The sequence below is a fragment of the Streptomyces sp. NPDC005962 genome (assembly GCF_040629205.1).
Classification (GTDB): domain Bacteria; phylum Actinomycetota; class Actinomycetes; order Streptomycetales; family Streptomycetaceae; genus Streptomyces.
Window position 1 is genome coordinate 1 of sequence record NZ_JBEXVE010000046.1, and the last position, 19626, is coordinate 19626.

At 69.5% G+C, this 19626-nt stretch carries 23 protein-coding genes and 1 tRNA gene; 7 read left to right on the forward strand and 17 right to left on the reverse strand.

The annotated features are described in order from the left end of the window. The 3 genes from ABZ370_RS41775 to ABZ370_RS41785 form a co-directional block, all read left to right on the forward strand. A partial coding sequence (locus ABZ370_RS41775; RefSeq protein ID WP_358633067.1) for a zinc ribbon domain-containing protein occupies nucleotides 1-348 on the forward strand: 348 nt, incomplete at its 5' end. A 65-nt stretch (nucleotides 349-413) separates the two neighbouring features. Next, on the forward strand, nucleotides 414-1418 hold the full coding sequence (locus ABZ370_RS41780) for an HNH endonuclease (RefSeq protein WP_358633070.1): 1005 nt from the start codon (nucleotides 414-416) through the stop codon (nucleotides 1416-1418). A 54-nt stretch (nucleotides 1419-1472) separates the two neighbouring features. Further along, a tRNA-Leu gene (locus ABZ370_RS41785) sits at nucleotides 1473-1556 on the forward strand. Between the two features lie 65 nt (nucleotides 1557-1621). Here the strand turns inward: ABZ370_RS41785 and rdgB are convergent. The 4 genes from rdgB to ABZ370_RS41805 form a co-directional block, all read right to left on the reverse strand. Then, nucleotides 1622-2263 (reverse strand): RdgB/HAM1 family non-canonical purine NTP pyrophosphatase, encoded by a 642-nt coding sequence (gene rdgB / locus ABZ370_RS41790; RefSeq protein WP_358633073.1) that lies wholly within the window; start codon nucleotides 2261-2263, stop codon nucleotides 1622-1624. 26 nt (nucleotides 2264-2289) lie between these two features. After that, a complete protein-coding gene (locus ABZ370_RS41795) occupies nucleotides 2290-2685 on the reverse strand; it encodes a hypothetical protein (RefSeq protein ID WP_358633076.1) in 396 nt (131 codons plus the stop codon). A gap of 63 nt (nucleotides 2686-2748) precedes the next feature. Continuing rightward, on the reverse strand, nucleotides 2749-3474 hold the full coding sequence (gene rph, locus ABZ370_RS41800; RefSeq protein ID WP_358633079.1) for a ribonuclease PH: 726 nt from the start codon (nucleotides 3472-3474) through the stop codon (nucleotides 2749-2751). 102 nt (nucleotides 3475-3576) lie between these two features. After that, nucleotides 3577-3870 (reverse strand): PTS glucose/sucrose transporter subunit IIB, encoded by a 294-nt coding sequence (locus ABZ370_RS41805; RefSeq protein WP_358633246.1) that lies wholly within the window; start codon nucleotides 3868-3870, stop codon nucleotides 3577-3579. A 196-nt stretch (nucleotides 3871-4066) separates the two neighbouring features. On the opposite strand from ABZ370_RS41805, the gene ABZ370_RS41810 reads away from it, so the two are divergent. Then, nucleotides 4067-5365, forward strand: a complete 1299-nt coding sequence (locus tag ABZ370_RS41810; protein ID WP_358633082.1) for a PTS transporter subunit EIIC — start codon at nucleotides 4067-4069, stop codon at nucleotides 5363-5365. A 93-nt stretch (nucleotides 5366-5458) separates the two neighbouring features. On the opposite strand, the gene ABZ370_RS41815 is transcribed toward ABZ370_RS41810, so the two are convergent. The 8 genes from ABZ370_RS41815 to clpS form a co-directional block, all read right to left on the reverse strand. Continuing rightward, nucleotides 5459-6211 (reverse strand): MBL fold metallo-hydrolase, encoded by a 753-nt coding sequence (locus tag ABZ370_RS41815; RefSeq protein ID WP_358633084.1) that lies wholly within the window; start codon nucleotides 6209-6211, stop codon nucleotides 5459-5461. Between the two features lie 236 nt (nucleotides 6212-6447). Further along, complete coding sequence (locus ABZ370_RS41820; protein ID WP_358633087.1) at nucleotides 6448-7398, reverse strand: cysteine synthase; 951 nt, start codon at nucleotides 7396-7398, stop codon at nucleotides 6448-6450. Beyond that, nucleotides 7398-7676, reverse strand: a complete 279-nt coding sequence (locus ABZ370_RS41825) for a MoaD/ThiS family protein (protein WP_358633090.1) — start codon at nucleotides 7674-7676, stop codon at nucleotides 7398-7400. Before ABZ370_RS41825 ends, ABZ370_RS41820 begins: the two co-directional genes overlap by 1 nt. A gap of 133 nt (nucleotides 7677-7809) precedes the next feature. Further along, on the reverse strand, nucleotides 7810-7926 hold the full coding sequence (locus ABZ370_RS41830) for a putative leader peptide (protein WP_358633093.1): 117 nt from the start codon (nucleotides 7924-7926) through the stop codon (nucleotides 7810-7812). Between the two features lie 91 nt (nucleotides 7927-8017). Then, a complete protein-coding gene (locus ABZ370_RS41835; RefSeq protein WP_358633096.1) occupies nucleotides 8018-8440 on the reverse strand; it encodes a M67 family metallopeptidase in 423 nt (140 codons plus the stop codon). A gap of 82 nt (nucleotides 8441-8522) precedes the next feature. Continuing rightward, nucleotides 8523-9929: an amino acid permease gene (locus ABZ370_RS41840; protein WP_358633099.1), complete on the reverse strand. Its 1407-nt coding sequence runs from the start codon at nucleotides 9927-9929 to the stop codon at nucleotides 8523-8525. A gap of 219 nt (nucleotides 9930-10148) precedes the next feature. Next, entirely contained in the window at nucleotides 10149-10757 is a 609-nt protein-coding gene (locus ABZ370_RS41845; RefSeq protein WP_358633102.1) for a DUF2017 domain-containing protein, read from the reverse strand. Beyond that, nucleotides 10757-11068 carry an ATP-dependent Clp protease adapter ClpS gene (gene clpS, locus ABZ370_RS41850; RefSeq protein WP_358633249.1) on the reverse strand — a complete coding sequence of 104 codons (312 nt, stop codon included), beginning with the start codon at nucleotides 11066-11068 and terminating at the stop codon, nucleotides 10757-10759. Before clpS ends, ABZ370_RS41845 begins: the two co-directional genes overlap by 1 nt. Nucleotides 11069-11149: 81 nt before the next feature. Here clpS and ABZ370_RS41855 point away from each other — a divergent pair, with 81 nt between their 5' ends. Further along, nucleotides 11150-12484 (forward strand): nicotinate phosphoribosyltransferase, encoded by a 1335-nt coding sequence (locus ABZ370_RS41855; protein ID WP_358633105.1) that lies wholly within the window; start codon nucleotides 11150-11152, stop codon nucleotides 12482-12484. Between the two features lie 131 nt (nucleotides 12485-12615). Then, the gene (locus ABZ370_RS41860; protein WP_358633108.1) at nucleotides 12616-13200 is read left to right on the forward strand and encodes a nicotinamidase; all 585 of its coding nucleotides are present in this window, start codon (nucleotides 12616-12618) and stop codon (nucleotides 13198-13200) included. A gap of 86 nt (nucleotides 13201-13286) precedes the next feature. On the opposite strand, the gene ABZ370_RS41865 is transcribed toward ABZ370_RS41860, so the two are convergent. After that, nucleotides 13287-13598 (reverse strand): hypothetical protein, encoded by a 312-nt coding sequence (locus ABZ370_RS41865; RefSeq protein WP_358633111.1) that lies wholly within the window; start codon nucleotides 13596-13598, stop codon nucleotides 13287-13289. A gap of 112 nt (nucleotides 13599-13710) precedes the next feature. Next, nucleotides 13711-16098, reverse strand: coding sequence for an immune inhibitor A domain-containing protein (locus tag ABZ370_RS41870; protein WP_358633114.1), 2388 nt, complete (start codon nucleotides 16096-16098; stop codon nucleotides 13711-13713). Between the two features lie 331 nt (nucleotides 16099-16429). Between ABZ370_RS41870 and ABZ370_RS41875 the strand changes: the two genes are divergently transcribed. Beyond that, nucleotides 16430-16702 carry a hypothetical protein gene (locus ABZ370_RS41875; protein ID WP_358633117.1) on the forward strand — a complete coding sequence of 91 codons (273 nt, stop codon included), beginning with the start codon at nucleotides 16430-16432 and terminating at the stop codon, nucleotides 16700-16702. Here the strand turns inward: ABZ370_RS41875 and ABZ370_RS41880 are convergent. The 3 genes from ABZ370_RS41880 to ABZ370_RS41890 all read right to left on the reverse strand — a co-directional run bounded on the left by ABZ370_RS41880 (nucleotide 16688) and on the right by ABZ370_RS41890 (nucleotide 19571). Continuing rightward, nucleotides 16688-17194 carry an RDD family protein gene (locus ABZ370_RS41880; RefSeq protein WP_358633120.1) on the reverse strand — a complete coding sequence of 169 codons (507 nt, stop codon included), beginning with the start codon at nucleotides 17192-17194 and terminating at the stop codon, nucleotides 16688-16690. The genes ABZ370_RS41875 and ABZ370_RS41880 overlap by 15 nt on opposite strands. 51 nt (nucleotides 17195-17245) lie before the next feature. Beyond that, nucleotides 17246-17824, reverse strand: coding sequence for an RDD family protein (locus tag ABZ370_RS41885; protein ID WP_358633123.1), 579 nt, complete (start codon nucleotides 17822-17824; stop codon nucleotides 17246-17248). A gap of 118 nt (nucleotides 17825-17942) precedes the next feature. Then, nucleotides 17943-19571, reverse strand: a complete 1629-nt coding sequence (locus ABZ370_RS41890) for an RDD family protein (protein WP_358633126.1) — start codon at nucleotides 19569-19571, stop codon at nucleotides 17943-17945. Nucleotides 19572-19626: the final 55 nt, after the last annotated feature.

Here is a 19626-nt window from a genome sequence, read left to right on the forward strand (position 1 = left end):
GCCGGATGGTCGGCATTCGTGAACATGCTGGAGTACAAGGCGGTCAAGCACGGCCGGTACTTCGGGAAGATCGGACGCTTCGAGCCGACCTCGCAGAAGTGCTCGGTGTGCGGAGTTAAGGACGGCCCCAAACCCCTCCACGTCCGCCAGTGGACGTGCGCAGGGTGCGGGGCCGTCCACGACCGCGATGACAACGCCTCCCGGAACACCCTGGCCGCCGGACGGGCGGACAGGCTAAACGCCTCGCAGAGCGCAGGTAAGACCAGGACGAAAGTCCTGGCACAGCGCGTTGAAGCAGGAAGCCACCCAGACGGTCACCCGACCGTGACAGGAATCCCCGGACTTTAGGCCGGGGAGCACGTCAATCAGTGCGATGGTGCGACATGTGGTCGCACCATGAGCACGGGGGGACTATGCGAGCCGAATACTCGCCCGAGGCACTTGCCGAAGCCGTCGCCCGCTCATCGAGCTGGGCCGACCTCATGCGCACGCTGGAGGTCACAGCCAGCGGAGGGAGTCGTCGCGCGTTGCAGAGACTCGTCGCTGCGCACGGCATCGACACCGGTCACTTCAAGCAGCGCAGCCCGTGGCGCAAGTATTCCGACATGGCGATCGCCGAAGCCGTGGCATCGTCGACCACGTTGCGCGAAGTGGTCGAGAAGTTGGGGGCACGCCCAGCGACGGGGACGCTGTCACACATCCGCAGACGAATCGCGGCATCCGGCATCGATATCAGCCACATCGCCGGGCTGAACCGACCGCACATCGACTTGCCCTTCAGTCGCAACCAGCTGAGAGAAGCCGCCCTCTCCGGGGACAGCGTCCGGTCCGTTGCGCGACTTCTGGGAGTTTCCGACGACGGCCGGTCGCGGGCCACCCTGCGCCGCATGTTGAACAAGCACGGGATAGACACCTCTCACTTCGCCCACGCCCGCGTCACCATCCCCGAGGGCCCACTTCGCGCGGCCGTCGCGAACAGCACAAGTTACGCGGACGTCATGCGCGCCCTGGGTCTACCGGTGAACGATGCCAATCACCGCCGTGTGCACCGCAGGTCGGCCCAGTTGGGCCTGGACACAACACACTTCAAGCGGCCCACTCGGCGCCAGGCCCGAACGGTGGCATCAAAGCCCGTGGCGGATGAGGTGCTCCGGGTCCGTCCGCCGGGTTCTCCTCGTACCAACCACTCCCGGCTTCGTAAGGCCCTGGATGAAATCGGCCGCCCGTACAGGTGCGCGCGGTGCGGCAACGGAGGCCAGTGGCAGGGGGTGGGCATGACGCTGCAGATTGATCACGTGAACGGCGACTGGCTCGATAACCGCCCCGAAAACCTGCGGTACCTGTGCCCGAATTGCCACGCGATCACGGACACGTGGTGCGGCCGGAATCGCAGGCGTAGACACCGGGCTGCCACCTAGCGCCTACGCGAAGTGACCTGCCCGCCATCAGGCCGCTACGATGGCTGACGACGAGCGGCGGTGGCGCAACGGCGACGCAGCAGACTTAGGATCTGTGGCCCGTGACAGGGCTTGAGGGTTCGAATCCCTTCCGCCGCACCGCATACGGCCTGCGATTCATCACTCGAATCGCAGGCCGTATCACGTTGCCCGCAGCGCGGCACCTACCCCAGCAGTTCCCGTACCACCGGGGCCATCGCGCGGAAGGCGTGGCCGCGGTGGCTGATGGCGTTTTTTTCGTCGGGGGTGAGTTCGGCGCAGGTGCGGGTTTCGCCGTGGGGCTGGAGGATCGGGTCGTAGCCGAAGCCGCCGCCGCCGGTGGGTTCGTGGCGGAGGGTGCCGGTGAGGCGGCCGGAGACGACGCGTTCGGTGCCGTCGGGGAAGGCGAGGGCCGCGGCGCATTCGAAGTGGGCGGTGCGGTGCTCGTCGGGGACGTCGCGGAGCTGGCCGAGCAGCAGGTCGAGGTTGGCGCGGTCGTCGCCGTGGCGGCCGGACCAGCGGGCCGAGAAGATGCCGGGGGCGCCGCCCAGGACATCGACGCAGAGCCCCGAGTCGTCGGCGATGGCCGGGTGGCCGGTGGCCTGGGCCAGGGCGTGGGCCTTGAGGAGGGCGTTCTCGGCGAAGGAGACGCCGGTCTCCTTGACGTCCGGGATCTCCGGGTAGGCGTCGGCGCCGACGAGTTCGACGTCGAGCCCGGCGTCGCCCAGGATCGAGCGCAGCTCGGTGATCTTGTACGCGTTGCGGGTGGCCAGGATCAGGCGGCGGGGGTGTGCGCTGTCCGCCGCTGCGGTGTGCTGTGGCTGCATGGCTCGATTAGATCAGGGCGTGCGGATCAGGATGTGCAGACCTTGGACAGTTCGGCGGTGGCGTTCTTGACCGGGGTCAGGTCGGGGCGGTTGCCGCTGTCGACGGACTTCTGGACGTTGTCCACGGCGTTGCGGAGGTGGTCGAGGGCCTTGCCTACGTCCGTGTTGTCCGTACGGTCGCCGACCTTGTCGATGTCCTTGTCCAGGGCGTCGAAGACCTTGTCGGCCTCGGTGGGGTCGACGGCGGCGCCGGTGACGGCGTCCTGGAGGTTGTCCACGTCGTTGGATATCTCGACCGCGAGCCGGCCGCAGTCGAGGGCCTTGTCCACGGCATCGCAGCCGGTGGTGAGCGGCGTCAGGAAGGCGACGGCGGCGAGCGTGGTGGCGGCGGCATAACGGTGGCGGGCCTGGCGCGGCGTCATGGGTGGTTCTCCCCCTGGGATCGGATGCGGGCGCGCGCGGGATCGCGCGCGCCCGTCATCTGACTAAACGCCAAGCGCCGCCCGCTGGTTGCCCGCCAGGTCGACACAGCCGCCGACGGCGAGGTCGAGCAGGCTGTTCAGCTCCTCGCGGGCGAAGGGCTCGCCCTCCGCGGTGCCCTGCACCTCGACGAAGCGGCCGTCGCCGGTGCAGACGACGTTCATGTCGGTTTCGGCGCGTACGTCTTCCTCGTAGCACAGGTCGAGCAGCGGGACGCCGCCGACGATGCCGACGCTGACGGCCGAGACGGTGCCGGTGAGCGGCTGCCGCCCGGCCTTGATCAGCTTCTTGCCCTGGGCCCAGGTGATGGCGTCGGCGAGGGCCACGTAGGCGCCGGTGATGGCGGCGGTGCGGGTGCCGCCGTCGGCCTGGAGGACGTCGCAGTCGAGGACGACGGTGTTCTCGCCGAGGGCCTTGTAGTCGATGACGGCGCGCAGCGAGCGGCCGATGAGGCGGGAGATCTCGTGGGTGCGGCCGCCGATCTTGCCGCGGACGGATTCGCGGTCGCCGCGGGTGTTGGTGGCACGCGGCAGCATCGCGTACTCGGCGGTGACCCAGCCCTCGCCACTGCCCTTGCGCCAGCGCGGGACACCCTCGGTGACGCTCGCGGTGCACAGCACGCGGGTGTCGCCGAAGGAGACGAGGACGGAGCCCTCGGCGTGCTTGCTCCATCCGCGTTCGATGGTCACGGGGCGGAGCTGGTCGGGCGTACGGCCGTCGATACGAGACATGGGATGAGCCTATCGGCAACGCAGAGGGCCCCGGTCCGGGGAGGAGCGGGGCCGGGGCCGTCCCTCAGGACTGCGTACGCGCGCCCGCGTGGGCGCGCGTACTTACATCAGATCTTCGATCTCGGCGGCGATCGGGTCGGCGTCGGTGCCGATGACGACCTGGATCGCGCTGCCCATCTTCACCACGCCATGGGCCCCGGTGGCCTTCAGGGCGGCCTCGTCGACCAGGGAGGGGTCCTTGACCTCGGTGCGGAGACGGGTGATGCAACCCTCGATCTCGACGATGTTGTCGATGCCGCCGAGCCCCGCGACGATCTTCTCAGCCTTACTGGCCATGTCCACTCCCTGTTGTCCTGAGCTGTCCTGTGTTGTCCTGTTGTCTCGGCCCTTCGGAATACCGGATGAACGGCTTTCCTACGGTAACCACGCGCGCCCGGCCGCGCAGGGCCTTCAGAGGTTCAGACCAGATCGGAACCATCGATTCCTTTATCTGATCCTCACGTGTTACAACAGGTCTACACCACATGTGGTGTAGACCATATCGCGGGCCGTCCCCAGTCTCCCGAGCGCCCGCCTCACCAGGAGGAATCCGATGAGTACGGCCACCGCCTCGGCGGCCCCCGCGCAGAAGCGGGGTGCCGGTCTGATCAAGGGTATGCAGAAGATCGGACGCAGTCTCCAGCTGCCCGTCGCCGCCCTGCCCGCCGCGGGCATCCTGAGCCGACTGGGCCAGGACGACGTCTTCGGCAAGGCAGGGCTCGGCTGGAACAAACTCGCGGAGATCTTCGCCCACGCGGGCGGCGCGCTCTTCGACAACCTGGCCCTGCTGTTCTGCCTCGGTGTCGCCATCGGCTTCGCGAAGAAGTCGGACGGCACGACGGCGTTCGCGGCCCTGGTCGGCTTCCTCGTCTACAAGAACGTGCTGACCGGCTTCGTCAGCGACGTCACCGGCAAGCCCCAGGACCCGGGCGTGCTGGGTGGCATCGTGGTCGGGATAACCGCCGCCGTGCTGTGGGAGAAGTACCACCGCACCCGGCTGCCGGACTGGCTGGGCTTCTTCAGCGGCCGCCGCTTCATCCCGATCCTGATGTCCTTCGCGGGCGTGCTGTACGGCGTCGTCTTCGGCTTCCTGTGGGGGCCGATCGGTGACGGTCTCAACAGCTTCTCCGAGTGGCTCTCGGCCAACGGCGCCATCGGCTCCGGCATCTTCGGCGTCGTGAACCGGCTGCTGATCCCCGTCGGCATGCACATGCTGCTGAACTCGTTCGCCTGGTTCCAGTTCGGCGACTTCTCCTCCGGCGGCCAGACCTGGCACGGCGACATCGCGCGCTACTTCCACGACGACCCGTCGGCCGGAATGTTCATGACCGGCTTCTTCCCGATCATGATGTTCGCCCTGCCCGCCGCCGGTCTCGCGATCGCGCACTGCGCGCGCCCGGAGCGCCGCAAGGCCGTGATGGGCATGATGATCTCCGTCTCGCTGACCGCCTTCGTGACCGGTGTGACGGAGCCGATCGAGTTCTCGTTCATGTTCATCGCGCCGGTGCTGTACGGAATCCACGCCGTGCTGACGGGTGTGTCCATGGCGCTGACCTGGGCGCTCGGGATTCGCAGCGGCTTCACGTTCTCGGGCGGGCTCTTCGACTATCTGCTGGGGTGGTCGCACAGCGAGAAGGCCTGGATGATCATCCCGATCGGGCTGGCCTTCGCCGTCGTGTACTACGTGGTGTTCCGCTTCGTGATCACGAAGTTCAACATCCCGACCCCGGGCCGAGAACCCGAGGACTCCCTCGACGACGCGGCCGCGACGGACGCGAAGAGCGCGAAGAGCACGAAGAGCACGGTGGACGCGGAGAAGGGTGCCACGAAGGGCGCCGCCGCGACGGGGTAGCCGGGCATACGACGACGGACGGGCCGGATCTGCGGGGGCAGATCCGGCCCGTCCGTGCGTGTGCCGTGCGTGCGTCGTGCGTATGCCGTGCGCTCAGACCTCGTAGACGGCGCCCGCGCGCGCCAGGGTCACCGGGCCGTCGAAGACGGCCTCGGCGTCGCGCTGGTTGAGCTGCGGGTCGGTCCACGGCGGGATGTGGGTGAGGACCAGGGCGGCGGCGCCCGCGGCCTGGGCGTGCTCACCGGCCTGGCGGCCGTTGAGGTGCAGCTCCGGGATGTCTTCCTTGCCGTGGGTGAAGGCCGCCTCACAGAGGAAGAGGTCGGCGCCCCGGGCGAGGTCGGTCAGGGCCTCGCAGGGGCCGGTGTCGCCGGAGTAGACCAGGGTGCGGCCCCCGTGCTCGATACGGAAACCGAACGCCTCCACGGGGTGGCAGACCCGGGCGGTGCGGATCGTGAAGGGGCCCAGTTCGAACGTGCCCGGGGCCAGCGTGCGGAAGTCGAAGACCTCCTGCATCGACTTCTCGTCGGGCACGTCGTCGTACGCCTGGACCAGCCTGCGCTCGGTGTCCTCGGGCCCGTAGACCGGGATCGCCTCGGCGCGGCCTCCGTCGTGCCGGTAGTAGCGCGCGACGAAGTAGGCGCACATATCGATGCAGTGGTCGGGGTGGAGGTGGGAGAGGATCACGGCGTCGAGGTCGTAGAGACCGCAGTGGCGCTGCAGCTCGCCAAGGGCGCCATTGCCCATGTCGAGGAGCAGCCGGAAGCCGTCGGCCTCTACGAGGTAGCTCGAACAGGCCGATTCCGCGGACGGGAACGACCCCGAGCATCCGACGACGGTGAGCTTCATGGAGCAGGAACCTCCTTGAGGGGTCCCCATGCCGAGGGCCATGGGCGAGGCGGCGGGTGCGGGGTCAAACGGGGTGCCCACGAGCGTAAGGCGCTAAAGCCCTGGTAGCTCCTCCACAGGCCCGCGTTGTGGGCGGAATCACCAGGACGGAGCCCCTGGCAGGCCCATATCCCCGTTTCCCCGCAATCCCCGCGCCCCCGCTCCCTGCCGGTTACCGGATGCCCGGCTCCCCCGGCCTACGCCCAGAGCTGGCCGTGCAGCGTCTCGACCGCCTCCTCGGTGGTGGCCGCGGTGTAGACGCCTGTCGACAGGTACTTCCAGCCGCCGTCGGCGACGACGAAGACGATGTCGGCGCTCTCGCCCGCCGCGACCGCCTTGCGGGCCACGCCGAGGGCGGCGTGCAGCGCGGCGCCGGTGGAGACGCCCGCGAAGATGCCCTCCTGGGCGAGGAGTTCACGGGTGCGGGCCACCGCGTCCTCGGAGCCGACGGAGAAGCGGGTGGTCAGGACGGACTCGTCGTACAGCTCGGGGACGAAGCCCTCATCCAGGTTGCGCAGCCCGTATACGACGTCGTCATAGCGCGGCTCCGCGGCGACGATCCGTACGTCGGGCTTGTTCTCGCGCAGGAAGCGGCCGACGCCCATCAGGGTGCCGGTGGTGCCCAGGCCCGCCACGAAGTGGGTGATGGACGGCAGGTCGGCCAGGATCTCGGGGCCGGTGGTGGCGTAGTGGGCGCCCGCGTTGTCCGGGTTCCCGTACTGGTAGAGCATCACCCAGTCGGGGTGCTCGGCGCTCAGTTCCTTGGCCACCCGGACGGCGGTGTTGGAGCCGCCGGCGGCGGGCGAGGAGATGATCTCCGCGCCCCACATGGCGAGCAGCTGGCGCCGCTCCTCGCTGGTGTTCTCCGGCATGACGCACACGATGCGGTAGCCCTTGAGCTTGGCCGCCATGGCGAGCGAGATGCCGGTGTTGCCGGAGGTCGGCTCCAGGATGGTGCAGCCGGGGGTCAACCGGCCGTCCTTCTCGGCCTGTTCGACCATGTGGAGCGCGGGGCGGTCTTTGATCGAACCGGTCGGGTTGCGGTCCTCCAGCTTCGCCCAGACCCGGACCTCCGGGGAGGGCGAGAGCCGTGGCAGCCGGACGAGCGGCGTGTTGCCGACCGCTGCCAGGGGGCTGTCGTACCGCATCAGCGCATTCCGCCGGCGACGGCCGGGAGGATGGTCACGCTGTCGCCGTCCGAGAGCTTGGTGGTGATGCCGTCGAGGAAGCGGACGTCCTCGTCGTTCAGGTAGACGTTGACGAAGCGGCGCAGCTCGCCGCCGTCGACCAGGCGCTCCTGGATGCCGGTGTGCCGGGACTCCAGGTCGGCGAAGAGCTCGGCGACCGTGGTCCCGCTGCCCTCGACCGCCTTCTGGCCGTCGGTGTAGGTGCGGAGGATGGTCGGGATGCGGACCTCGATGGCCATTCTTAAGCTCCTGTGGAAGGGCGGGGTGGTCTTCCCCGGACCGGATGGGCCCGGGAGGGCGTCGTCGAAGGGGTTCGGGCTTCGCTTGTCGGACGGGCTTCGTGCGGGCTTCGGGCGTCGAGAGGGCGCGCGCTCAGGCAGTCTCGGCGTGGCGCGGACACATCGCGCTGGCGAGCCGGCACAGGTCGACGTGGAGCCGCGCCACGAGCAGCGTGCCCGGCGTCTTCTCGCTCACGTCATCGAAAACCATGAACTCATCGTATCGATTCCCGGTCCCGCCCCCGGAAGCGTGTCCCGTTATACGGACGGGTAACAACCGCGATGCGAGACGACATCCGGGGTCAACCCGGGATGATCTCGACTTCTTCCTCGGTGACCTCGCCGTCGACGATCCGGAAGGAGCGGAACTGGAAGGGCCCCTCCTCGTTCCCGCAGTCGGCGGTGGAGACGAGAACGTAGTGCGCACCGGGCTCATTGGCGTAGGAGATGTCGGTGCGCGAGGGGTATGCCTCGGTCGCGGTGTGCGAGTGATAGATCACGACCGGCTCTTCATCACGGTCGTCCATCTCGCGGTAGAGCTTGAGCAGATCGACCGAGTCGAACTCGTAGAACGTGGGGGAACGGGCCGCGTTCAGCATCGGGATGAACCGCTCGGGGCGGCCGCTCCCGGCCGGGCCCGCGATCACGCCGCATGCCTCGTCGGGGTGGTCGGCCCGGCCGTGGGCGACGATCCGGTCGTGAAGCTCCTGGGTGATGGTCAGCATGGTGCACACAATAGGAGGCGGGCTCCGGACCGAAGTACCGGAGCCCGCCTGCTGAGACGATGTGCCCAAGGGGCGGAAGCGGTCAGTCCCGGGCGTACTCGACCTTGCGCTCCGTCTCGACGGCCGCGGGCGTACGACGCTTGAGCACGAGCCAGCCGATGCCCAGGATCACGGCCCACACGGCCCCGACGTACAGCGAGATCCGGGCGTCCTTGTCGTACGCGATCAGGCCGGTGACGCAGACGAGGAAGACCAGCGCCACCCAGCTGAAGACCGCTCCGCCGGGCGCCGGGAAGGACGAGGCGGGCAGCCGCCCGGCCACGACGGCGCTGCGGTAGCGGATGTGGCTGACGAGGATCATCGCCCAGGCCCAGATGCCGGCCGCGGTGGCCACCGAGGTGACGTAGAGGAAGACCTTGTCCGGGACGGTGTAGTTGAGCACCACGCCGATGCCCATGAGGAAGGCGGAGAGGGCGATACCGGCGAACGGGGTCTTGCGGGAGTTGAGCTTGCCGAAGACGCCCGGCGCCTCGCTGTTGGAGGCCAGGTCGCGCAGCATGCGGCCGGTGGAGTACATACCGGAGTTGCAGGAGGACAGGGCCGCGGTGAGGACGACGAAGTTGACGATGCCCGCCGCGAAGGGGATGCCGATCACCGAGAAGGCGTGCACGAAGGGGCTCTCGCCCGCCGAGAAGTCGGTCCACTTCACCACGGAGAGGATGACGAGCAGGGCGCCGACGTAGAAGACGATGATGCGGAACGGCAGGGTGTTGATCGCCTTGGGCAGGGTCTTCTCGGGGTCCTCGGACTCGCCCGCGGTGACGCCGACCAGCTCGACGGCGAGGTAGGCGAACATGACGCCCTGGAGCGTCATCAGGCTGTTGCCTATGCCGTTCGGGAAGAAGCCGCCATGGGACCAGAGGTTGGAGGCGGCCGCGGTGTCACCGGCCTGCGAGAAGCCGAGGGTCAGCACGCCGAGACCGATGACGATCATGCCGATGATCGCGGTGACCTTGACCATCGAGAACCAGAACTCGACCTCGCCGAAGATCTTCACCGAGATCAGGTTGACGCCGAAGAGCACGACCAGGAAGACCAGGGCGCTGACCCACTGCGGGATCGACGGGAACCAGAAGTGGATGTAGATGGCCGCGGCGGTCAGCTCCGCCATGCCGGTCACGACCCACATGAGCCAGTAGGTCCAGCCGGTGATGTAGCCGAAGAACGGGCCCATGAACTCGCGGGCGTATTCCGCGAAGGAACCCGAGACAGGGCGGTACAGGAGCAGCTCACCGAGCGCTCGCATGATGAAGAAGATGACGACGCCCGCGAGGGCGTACATCAGGATGATGCTGGGCCCCGCCTTGGCGATGTTCGCCCCGGCTCCCATGAACAGACCGACACCGATGGCACCGCCGATGGCGATCATCTGTACCTGTCGACTGCCCAAGCCCCGCTCATAGCCTTCTTCAGGCGCCGCTGAGGTCATGTGATGTGCCTTTCTCCCTGTGCGGCTGGCGATCGTGAAGATTTATCACGCGAGCAACACTGATCGACTCAGTCGAATGTGAGGCACGCCACAGGGAGAAGCGGACATAGGTTGCCACGCACGATAAAGCGAATGGTCGCGGTGATGCGATCGTTATCCGGAGTTGAGCACTCTCTAAACGAACGCTCAGTGATCAAAAGCGGTGGCGATCGGCCGCGATCACGCCATAAGGGTCTCGATCAGCGTCTCCTGCAGCCCGCCGAGCCAGAAGTACGCCATCACCATCGGCTTGCGCGGGTCGGAGTCGGGGAGCCCGAGCATCTCACCGCCGTCGTCATCGTCGGTGACCTCCAGCCGGGTGCCGATCGCCAGCCGCAGGTCGTTGAGGGCGCCGAGCCACTGCCGGCACTTCTGCGGGGCCAGCTCCAGCACCACCTGGTCCTTGGCGGCCGGTCCGGCGGACAGCGAGTCCAGATCGCGCACCATCGCCAGGGCGTCGTCGCGCTTGCGGGCCCGCAGGTCGTTCTCGGTGTACCGGCGGAACTCCGCCGAGGCGGCCCGCGCCTCCTTCTCCGCGTCCCCCTCCAGCTCCCGGTCCGGCGCACCGTAGGCGTCCGGGAACAGCCGGGCCAGCGCCGGGTCGCTCGGCGGCTTGGTGGGCCCCTCGGCGAACAGCGCGTCCAGCGGGTCCGTGGTCCCGGCCGGCTGGTCGCCCGGGCCGATCAGCTCCGCGAGCTGCACGGCGAGGCTGCGCAGGATCGAGATCTCCACCTCGTCCAGGGCGACGGCGGCTCCGCCGCCGGGCAGCGGCTCGAATCGTCCCGACATCAGCGGTCCTGCGTGAGCGTCGCCCACAGCCCGTACCCGTGCATCGCCTGCACGTCGCGCTCCATCTCCTCGCGGCTGCCACTGGAGACGGTCGCGCGCCCCTTGTGATGAACGTCGAGCATCAGCTTGTGCGCCTTGTCCTTGGAGTAGCCGAAGTAGCTCTGGAACACGTACGTGACATAGCTCATGAGATTGACGGGGTCATTGTGGACCATCGTCACCCAGGGAACGTCTGGCTCGGGCACCTCCATCGGCGCCTCGCTGGCTTCAGGACGTTCGATCTCCACCGGACTGACACTCACACCCCCAATGCTGCCACCCGGTAGGGGCGGTCGCCTAAACGGCACCCAGATCTCGTCAGTCTGACGAGTATGCGAGGTAACATCATCAACATGGACACTGCGGACTTGGGACTGCCGGTGGACGTGCCGTCGACTGCGCTGTTCACCGACCGGTACGAACTCACCATGCTGCAGGCCGCGCTGCGGGCGGGCACCGCCGACCGCCGCTCGGTCTTCGAGGTTTTCACCCGGCGCCTGCCCGAGGGTCGCCGCTACGGCGTCGTCGCGGGCACCGGGCGCGTCCTCGACGCCGTCGAGAACTTCCGCTTCGACGGCGGCGTCCTGGACTTCCTCGCCCAGTACCGGATCGTGGACGAACCGACGCTCGCCTGGCTCGCCGACTTCCGGTTCCGCGGCGACATCTGGGGCTACCCGGAGGGTGAGGTCTACTTCCCCGGCTCGCCGGTCATGCGGGTGGAGGGCACCTTCGCCGAGGCGGTGCTGCTGGAGACCGTGATCCTCTCCATCCTCAACCACGACTCGGCGGTCGCCGCCGCCGCGTCCCGGATGTCCGTCGCGGCGGGCGGCCGCCCGCTGATCGAGATGGGCGCGCGCCGCACCCATGAGCTGGCCGCCGTGGCCGCCGCCCGGGCCGCGTACGTGGGCGGCTTCGCCACCACCTCGGACCTCGCGGCCGGATTCCGCTACAACATCCCCACCGTCGGCACCAGCGCCCACGCCTTCACCCTGCTGCACGACAGCGAGCGCGACGCCTTCACCGCCCAGGTCGACTCGCTCGGCAGCGACACCACCCTGCTGGTGGACACCTTCGACGTCGCCCATGCCGTCCGCACCGCCGTGGAGATCGCAGGTCAAGAGCTGGGCGCCGTCCGGATCGACTCCGGCGACCTGCTGCTGCTCGCCCACCGGGTGCGGCAGCAGCTGGACGACCTGGGCGCCAAGGGCACGAAGATCGTGGTCACCAGCGATCTGGACGAGTACGCGATCGCCTCGCTCGCCGCGGCCCCCGTGGACGCGTACGGGGTCGGCACCCGGCTGGTGACCGGCAGCGGCCATCCGACCTGCTCGATGGTCTACAAGCTGGTCGCCCGCGCCGAGTCCGGCGCACCGGACGCGCCGCTGGTGCCGGTGGCGAAGAAGTCCATGGGCGCGAAGACCTCGATCGGCGGCCGCAAGTGGGCGGCCCGGCGGCTGGACGCGGACGGGGTGGCCGAGGCCGAGGTGGTCGGCAGCGGCCCCGTCCCCGAGGCCCTGGCGGAGCGTACGCTGCTGGTCGAGCTGGTGCGCGGCGGCCGGGTCGTGGCCCGGGAGCCGCTGGACGCGGCGCGCGACCGCCACGCGGCGGCGCGGGCGGGGCTGCCCCTGTCCGCGACGCAGCTGTCGCAGGGCGACCCGGTGCTGCCGACGGAGTACTCACAGGCCTGAGGGGTACGTCCCTGACGACCACCCTGACGACCATGGCGATCGGACGGATCGGACTGATCGCACACCCGCTGTTCCCACTGTTGTGACCACCTCTGTTGTGACCACCTCGGCCGAGCCGGAAGGCGTGCGTGATGCACCGGGCACTGATCGTCGTCGACATCCAGAACGACTTCTGCGAGGGCGGAAGCCTCGCGGTGACGGGCGGCGCGGACATCGCCGCCGCCATCACCGACTACATCGGGGAGGCGGCGCCCGGCTACCGGCACATCGTGGCCAGCCGCGATCGCCATATCGACCCGGGTGATCACTTCTCCGACCACCCGGATTACGAGCGCAGCTGGCCGCCGCACTGTGTCGCGGGCACGGAGGGGGTCGGGTTCCACCCCAATTTCGCGCCCGCGGTGGCCTCGGGCGCGATCGACGCGGTCTTCGACAAGGGCGCGCACGCCGCGGCGTACAGCGGCTTCGAGGGCGTCGACGAGCACGGCACGACGCTGGCGGCGTGGCTGCGGGAGCGGGGCGTGACGGAGGTGGACGTGGCCGGGATCGCCACCGACCACTGTGTGCGGGCCACGGCGCTGGACGCGCGGCGTGAGGGGTTCGTGACGCACGTACTGCTGGGGCTGACGGTGGGGGTGGCCCCCGCCACCACCGAGCGCGCCCTGGAGGAGCTGCGGGACGCGGGCGTGCAGCTGAGCGGGCAGCCGGTGGCCTGAGAGGCGCTCCGGGCCCGGGTCCGGCCGCGTAGCCCGGGTCCGGCCGCGTCGGTCACGACCGGGCCCGGGGAGGCCTCAGACGCCCGTCAGGCGGTCGCCGCGGGGCGCAGGAGGGCGGCGATGCCGTGCCACAGCTCGCCGCCGATATCGGGGGACGTGCGCCAGATCAGGCCGTCGGGGTGGTGGAGCACCGCCGTCACCTCGTCGGGTGTCGGTGGCGCGCTGTTGCCGCGTAGATACACGGCGCGAAGCCCCAGGTTGCGCAGCCTGGTCAGGGCGCGCGCCCGGTTCGCGGCGTGGACCAGGACGCGGACGCCGCCCTCGCCCAGCGGGCGGGGCAGGGTCAGTGCCACCACCACACTGCCGCCCGGCAGCTTGGTGAATCCTCCGTCGGCCATATGGTTCATGTCCCCCGTGAGACGTCGTGTCAATAAGAAGGTCTAGGTGCATCTAAACGCGAACGGCCGCCGCCCGCTAGTGGGTGACGGCCGTCACGGCGTTGACCTGGGATTATGACGAGGGGCCGACCTGGACGGTCATCGTCTGGCCGTCCGGGCGCTCCCGGAGGATCGAGATCCGGGTGCTGGTGTCAGCAACCTGGACCCCGGCGGTGGGGTTGGTTTTGTCCCAGTAGGTTCCCTTATGGTCGTCGAAGACCGGGGTGCCCCACTTGCCCTTGATCTTCGCGGCCTTCCCGTCCTTGTGGAGGGTGAAGCCGTCGGTCCGGTACCAGCTGAAGGTCGAGTCGTACGCCTGGATGCGGTTGCGCATCAGCGTGCCGTCCGCCCACTTCTCCGGGGTGGCGTGCGCGTCGACCGGGAGGATCTGGCCGGAGCCGGGGTGGACGCCGGTGTTGTTGTCCGGCTGCGAGGTGTCCCACTGCCAGATCAGCAGACCGTTCTGGTACGGGAAGTGCTCGACCCAGGCGGGCCGGGTGGAGGCCCAGCCGAAGTTGTACGGGCCGGTCTTGAGGGTCTTGTCGTAGCTCACGTACTGGCGGTTCTCGGCGAGGTAGTACTGCGGGTAGTCCTTGGTGAAGGACGCGCCGACGCGCGAGAAGCCGTCCGCCGTCCAGCCGTTGTCGTCACCCTCGGCGCCGTCGGTGACGACGGGCTTGCCGTCCGCGGTCAGGGAGATGGCGTCGGCGGTGAAGCCCTTCTGCGCGACCCCGCCGTCCGTCTGGTAGCGGAAGCGGAGGTCGATCTTCTTGCCCGCGTAGGCGTCCAGCGGGAAGGACAGCTTCCGGTACGCCCCGGAGGTGCCGGTCAGCGCGGGCTTGTCACCGGGGTCGCGCGGGATGGCCTTGCCGTCCGCGGTGCCGTCGACCGGCGTCCAGTTGGCGCCGCCGTCCGTGGAGACCTCGGTATAGAGGTAGTCGAAGTTCTCCTCGATGTCCCACCAGCCCTGGAGGTCCAGGTTCGCCTTGGCGGCGCCGGTGAGGTCGACGGACCGGGTGAGGGTGTTCTTCAGGTCGTCGCCCATCCCGGACCACCACTGCTTGGCTCCCTCGGCGGGTGCGGTGATCTCGGTGGTGACGGCCTTGTCGGGGAGGTTGACGACCAGGGCCTGCTTGTCCTTGGTGTTGTACTCGGCGACCCCGAGGGTGTGCCGGGACTTCGTACCGGCCTTCGCGGTGCCGTAGTCGAGCCAGCCGAGCTGGAGCTTGTCCCAGGCGGACATGTCGCCCGGAAGGTCCCCGATGGCGTCCTCGCCGGTGCCCAGCCAGGAGCCCGCGGACATCAGCGACCAGTAGGCGACGGAGGATTCGCCCTTGCCCGTGGTGTCGTACTCGTCGGGCAGGCCGAGGTCGTGGCCGTACTCATGCGCGTAGACGCCGAGCCCGCCGTTCTCCGGCTGCATCGTGTAGTCGCCGACCCAGATGCCGGTGTCGCCGATCTCGGCGCCGCCCGCCTTGTTGGCGCCGGGGCCGGTGCTGCCCGCGTCGGTGCCGTACGCGTACCAGCGGTGCGCCCAGATCGCGTTCTCGCCCTGGGCGCCGCCGCCCGCGGACTCGTCCTCACCGGCGTGCACGATCTGGAAGTGGTCGATGTAGCCGTCGGGCTCGTTGAAGTTGCCGTCGCCGTCGAAGTCGTAGCGGTCCCACTGGTCGTACTGGGCCAGGTCCGCCTTGATCTGGGCGTCGGTGCGGCCGGCCGCCTTCTGGGCCTTGGCCCACTGGTTGACGCCGTCGCGTATCAGGTCCCAGGCGTTGGCGCAGTTGGTGTCGCCGCAGTAGTTGGAGCCGTAACGGGCCTCGTTCCAGTCGACCTTGACCCAGTCGGAGACCTCGCCGTCGACCGAGTAGCGGCCCGAGGACTGCTTCTCGTAGTACTTCTTCAGGGACTCCTTGCCCTTGGCCTCCGAGAAGTACAGGTCCTGGAAGTGCTTGCGGTTGTAGTCCTTCTGCCAGGCGGTGCTGTTGTCGGTCGCGCGGTCCGGCTCGGCGATCGTGTTGTGCGCCGGGCCCGCGTCGCCGCCGTACTTCTTCACCGGCGGCTGGGGGCCGTCGGCGCCGTCCGGGTCGTACATCGTGGTGTCGTCGACCTTGTCGCCGAACTCGACGAGCACGGTGAAGATCTTGTCGGTCTTCTCCCGGGCCAGCTCGACGTACTTGCCCTTGCCGAGCTTCACCACCTGCGACCCGCCGCGCCGGGTGGTCTCCTTGTCCCCGGATATGACCTGGCGCAGCGCGTCCTGCCGCTGCGCCTCCTGCCGCTTGCTGAACGGGCCCGCCAGATCGTGCTCGACGTCCGTCTTCGCGGGCGCCGGGTCATGGCGTTCGACACGCGTAGACGGCGCGTCCGCCTGGGCGACACCCGTTGCCAGAGTGGCCGCGCCGAGCGCTGCCACCACCGTGGCCACCGCGGCCGATCTGAGCGCCCTCCGTTGGCTGTTCACTTGTTCCTCCCCTTCCACACACCGGTGCCGCACATTTGACCGGAGAGGCAAGCGAAAAGACAGTCCTTGACTTGGGCTTGAGGGATCGTTACGTTTCCCGGTCCGCCGTGTACCGGTTACCGGACACCGGCGAGCGTGCCGCTCAGCCGGGGTGCGACACGTGGGAGCACGCCGGTGATTCCGTGCGCCCCCCGTGCACCGCACCCGTGGGTGAGGTCACGCTTAGCTCCGTTCCCCATCGGGCATCCAGGACCGTAGAGTCTTTTTCGACGGCGCACATCAGCCCGACTCATACCCCCGCATATCGATGCCCCCTGAGGACGGTTCCGCCATGCCGCGTCCGACTTCTGCCCAGCTCGCCTACGGTTCGGCCACCGTCGTCCTGTCGACACTGGCCATGCTGCTGCTGTCCGAAACCCGCTCGGGTGTCGGGGTGGGCATGGTGACCGTGGCCGGTCTCGCGCTCGGGCTGCTGGTAGCCCTCACCGTGCCGGTGTCCCGACCGTCCCGTACGGGCCGTACCGGCCGTACGGTGCGCAGCAACCGCCCGCTGGCCGGAGCCGCGGTGGCCGAGCGGCAGCGGGAGCACTCACTGCACGGCTGACACCACGACGGTCCGCGCCGCCTTGTCGTGCAGGCAGCGGCGGTACGGCTTGTCCCACAGCTGCCACACCACGTTCAGCACCCAGAACAGGGTGCCGACGAGGATCGGGATCAGCAGGCCCGGCAGCGTGTAGACCGCTGCGCGCACCCAGCCCTGGCGGCCCGGAATGTTCCCGTCCGAGAGCACGGCCACGCGGATGCGCATCGCCTTCTTGCCGAGCGTCTGACCGCTGCGGGCCAGCATCGTGCCCTCGTAGCCGAAATAGACCGCCATGGTGATGGTCAGCGCGGACATCACCTTGCCCAGGTCCTGCTCGCCCGGGTGCTCCATGCCGTACTGGAGCGCACCCGTCATGCCGAGCGCCACCGTCCAGATGACGCCGAGCACGAGGCCGTCGATCAGCCGGGCCACGAAGCGCTGGCCGGGCGTGGCCAGCGGGGGCATCCCGGCGAGGTCGGGGTACGGGGGCGACGACAGCTGGTCGGGGCTCATGACCCCGATTACATCAGCAGCCGCTCCGGCCGCTCCCGGCGGGCCGAGGGCTCAATGTTCGGTCGATACGACGACCGTCTTGGCCGCCTTGTCGTGCAGGCACTGCCTATACGGCCGGTCCCAGGTGCACCACAAGACGTTGACCAGCCAGAAGAGGGCACCGCAGCAGGGCACGATCTCGGGCAACGCGTAGACGGCGGCCCGCACCCAGCCGGGCCCGCCCGCCGGGGTCTCGCCGGTCTCCAGGATGGCCACCCGGATCTTCATGGCCTTCTTGCCGAGGGTCTGACCGTAGTGGGTCAGCATCAGCCCTTCGTAGACGAAGTACGCCAGCACATAGGCGAGCGTGAACACGGACGAGCGGGCGTCGCCGCCGTCGCCCATCGGGTAGTAGGTGCCCAGGATCAGGGCCATGATCAGGCCGACGGGGATGCCGATGATCAGCCCGTCGATGATCCGGGCGACGAGGCGGCGGCCGAGGTGGGCCAGCGGGGGCATGCCCGCGAGCGGATCGGCGCCGCCGCCGTGGTCGCCGTAGGGGGAGCCGTTCGCCCGGGGCGGCGGCTGCTTGGCGAACGCGTCCCGGTCCCGGGGCTCGTCCCCGGGTGGCGGCGGCTGATCGGTGCTCATGGCCCGAGTCGACCGCCGATCGCGGCCGACCGCATCCGGCACGCCCCGTTCGGGCGATGCGGATGGTCCATCCGACTGGATGAACCATCCCCGCCGTCAGTCCGCCGTCAGTCCGCCGTCAGTCCGCCGTGGCGACGAACGTGCGGGCCGCCTTGTCGTGCCAGCACTGCCGCCAGGGGCGGTCGAACAGGCACCAGAGCACGTTGACCACGCCGACCACCAGGACCCCCAGCACCCCGTACACCAGCCAGCGGCGCAGCGCGGCGCCGAACGTCGGGGTGTCGTGCCCCTCGATGTCCAGGACCCGCACCCCGCACAGCTTCTTGCCGAGCGTACGGCCCCACAGGGACACCGGCAGCGCCTCCAGGAGGACCCCGCCGAGCAGCAGCACGCCCAGCACGATGGCGAGATAGCCGCTCGTGGTGCCGTCGAGCAGATAGACGGTCACGGTCTCGCCGGACTGCTTGGCCGTCTCCACCTTCTCGTCGATGTGGTCGGCGGCCTTCCCCCACAGCGGGAACCCGACCGCCCCGGTGATGGCGAGCAGCACGACCATGTCGATCAGCCGGGCGGCGAGGCGGCGGCCGAGCCCGGCGGGCCGCCCCTCGGTCTGGGCGGCCTGGAGGAACGGGTTGTCGACCGGCGGCTTCCAGGGGATGACGCCCTCGGGCGGGCCCTGCTGGGGGGCCGAGTACTGGGGGGCCTGAGGCTGCTGGTGCTGTTGCGGCTGGGGCGGCTGCTGGGCGAGGTGGTGCACCTGCTGCTGCCAGCCGCCTCCGGGGTTGCCGTGGGACGGCTGGGCCGGGATGCCGCCGTAGGGCTGCTGCGGGGCTTGCTGCTGGGGCGGTTGTTGCTGCTGTTGCTGATGAGGCTGCGGGGGCTGTTGCTGCTGCGGCGGCTGATGGGGCTGTTGCTGGTGCTGGGGCCGGGGCGACTGCTGGGGGCCTTGCGGGGCGTCGCGGTCGAGCGTACGGAACGTCATCGTGCCCTCGTCGCGGCCGGTCGGCCGCAGCGCGCGGATCGCCATCGTGCCGTCCGCCGCACCCGCCTCGGCCGAGGGCAGCTCCGGTACGGCGGGGAGGGCGTGGGTGGCGCGATCCGTACCGCCCGCACCGCCCGTGGCGTCGCCGCGCATGGTCAGCGTGCCCTGGTCGCGACCGCCTTCACCACGGCCGCTTCCGTCGCCACCGCCCTCACGGTCCGGCGCGCCGCGCGGGTCGGGCACTCCTGCCCGTGGGTCCTCCGGCGCCGAACCCCAGGAGATCCGGCGGTCCTGCTCACCGCCGAACCCGGCCTGGTGGGACGCGTCGGCCTGCCAGGCGGCCCCGGCACCGGGGCGGGTGCCGTGCAGCCGCTGCGGATCGTCCCAGTCCACCGAGGCGGCCGGGGCGGCCGGGGCGGCCGTCCCGCCGGGCGGCACCGGTTCGGTGCCCATGACGGCGCCGGGGCCGGGGTCCCGCACATCCATCTCCGCGCGCCGCCGCACCTCGGGCAGGGCGCCGCCGGGCTCCGGGTCCTCGTCGAGGAACATCGGGCCGGTCTCGTCCGGCACCGGGCTGGTGACCTGGGTGTGGGTGACTCCGGGCGGCGGGGCGGGCATGGCCTCGCCCTCGGCCGGGGCGGGCCGACTGGTGCCGGGCACCCATGCCGCTCCGTTCCAATACCGGATGTAGTGGGGAATGGACGGATCAGGATAGAAACCAGGAATGGAGCTGCCGTCAGCCGATCCTGAGGAAGGGGCGCTCATGATCTCCGATGTCCCGTATCTGTGCTCGCCGTGCTGCTGTGCTGCGCTGCGCCTG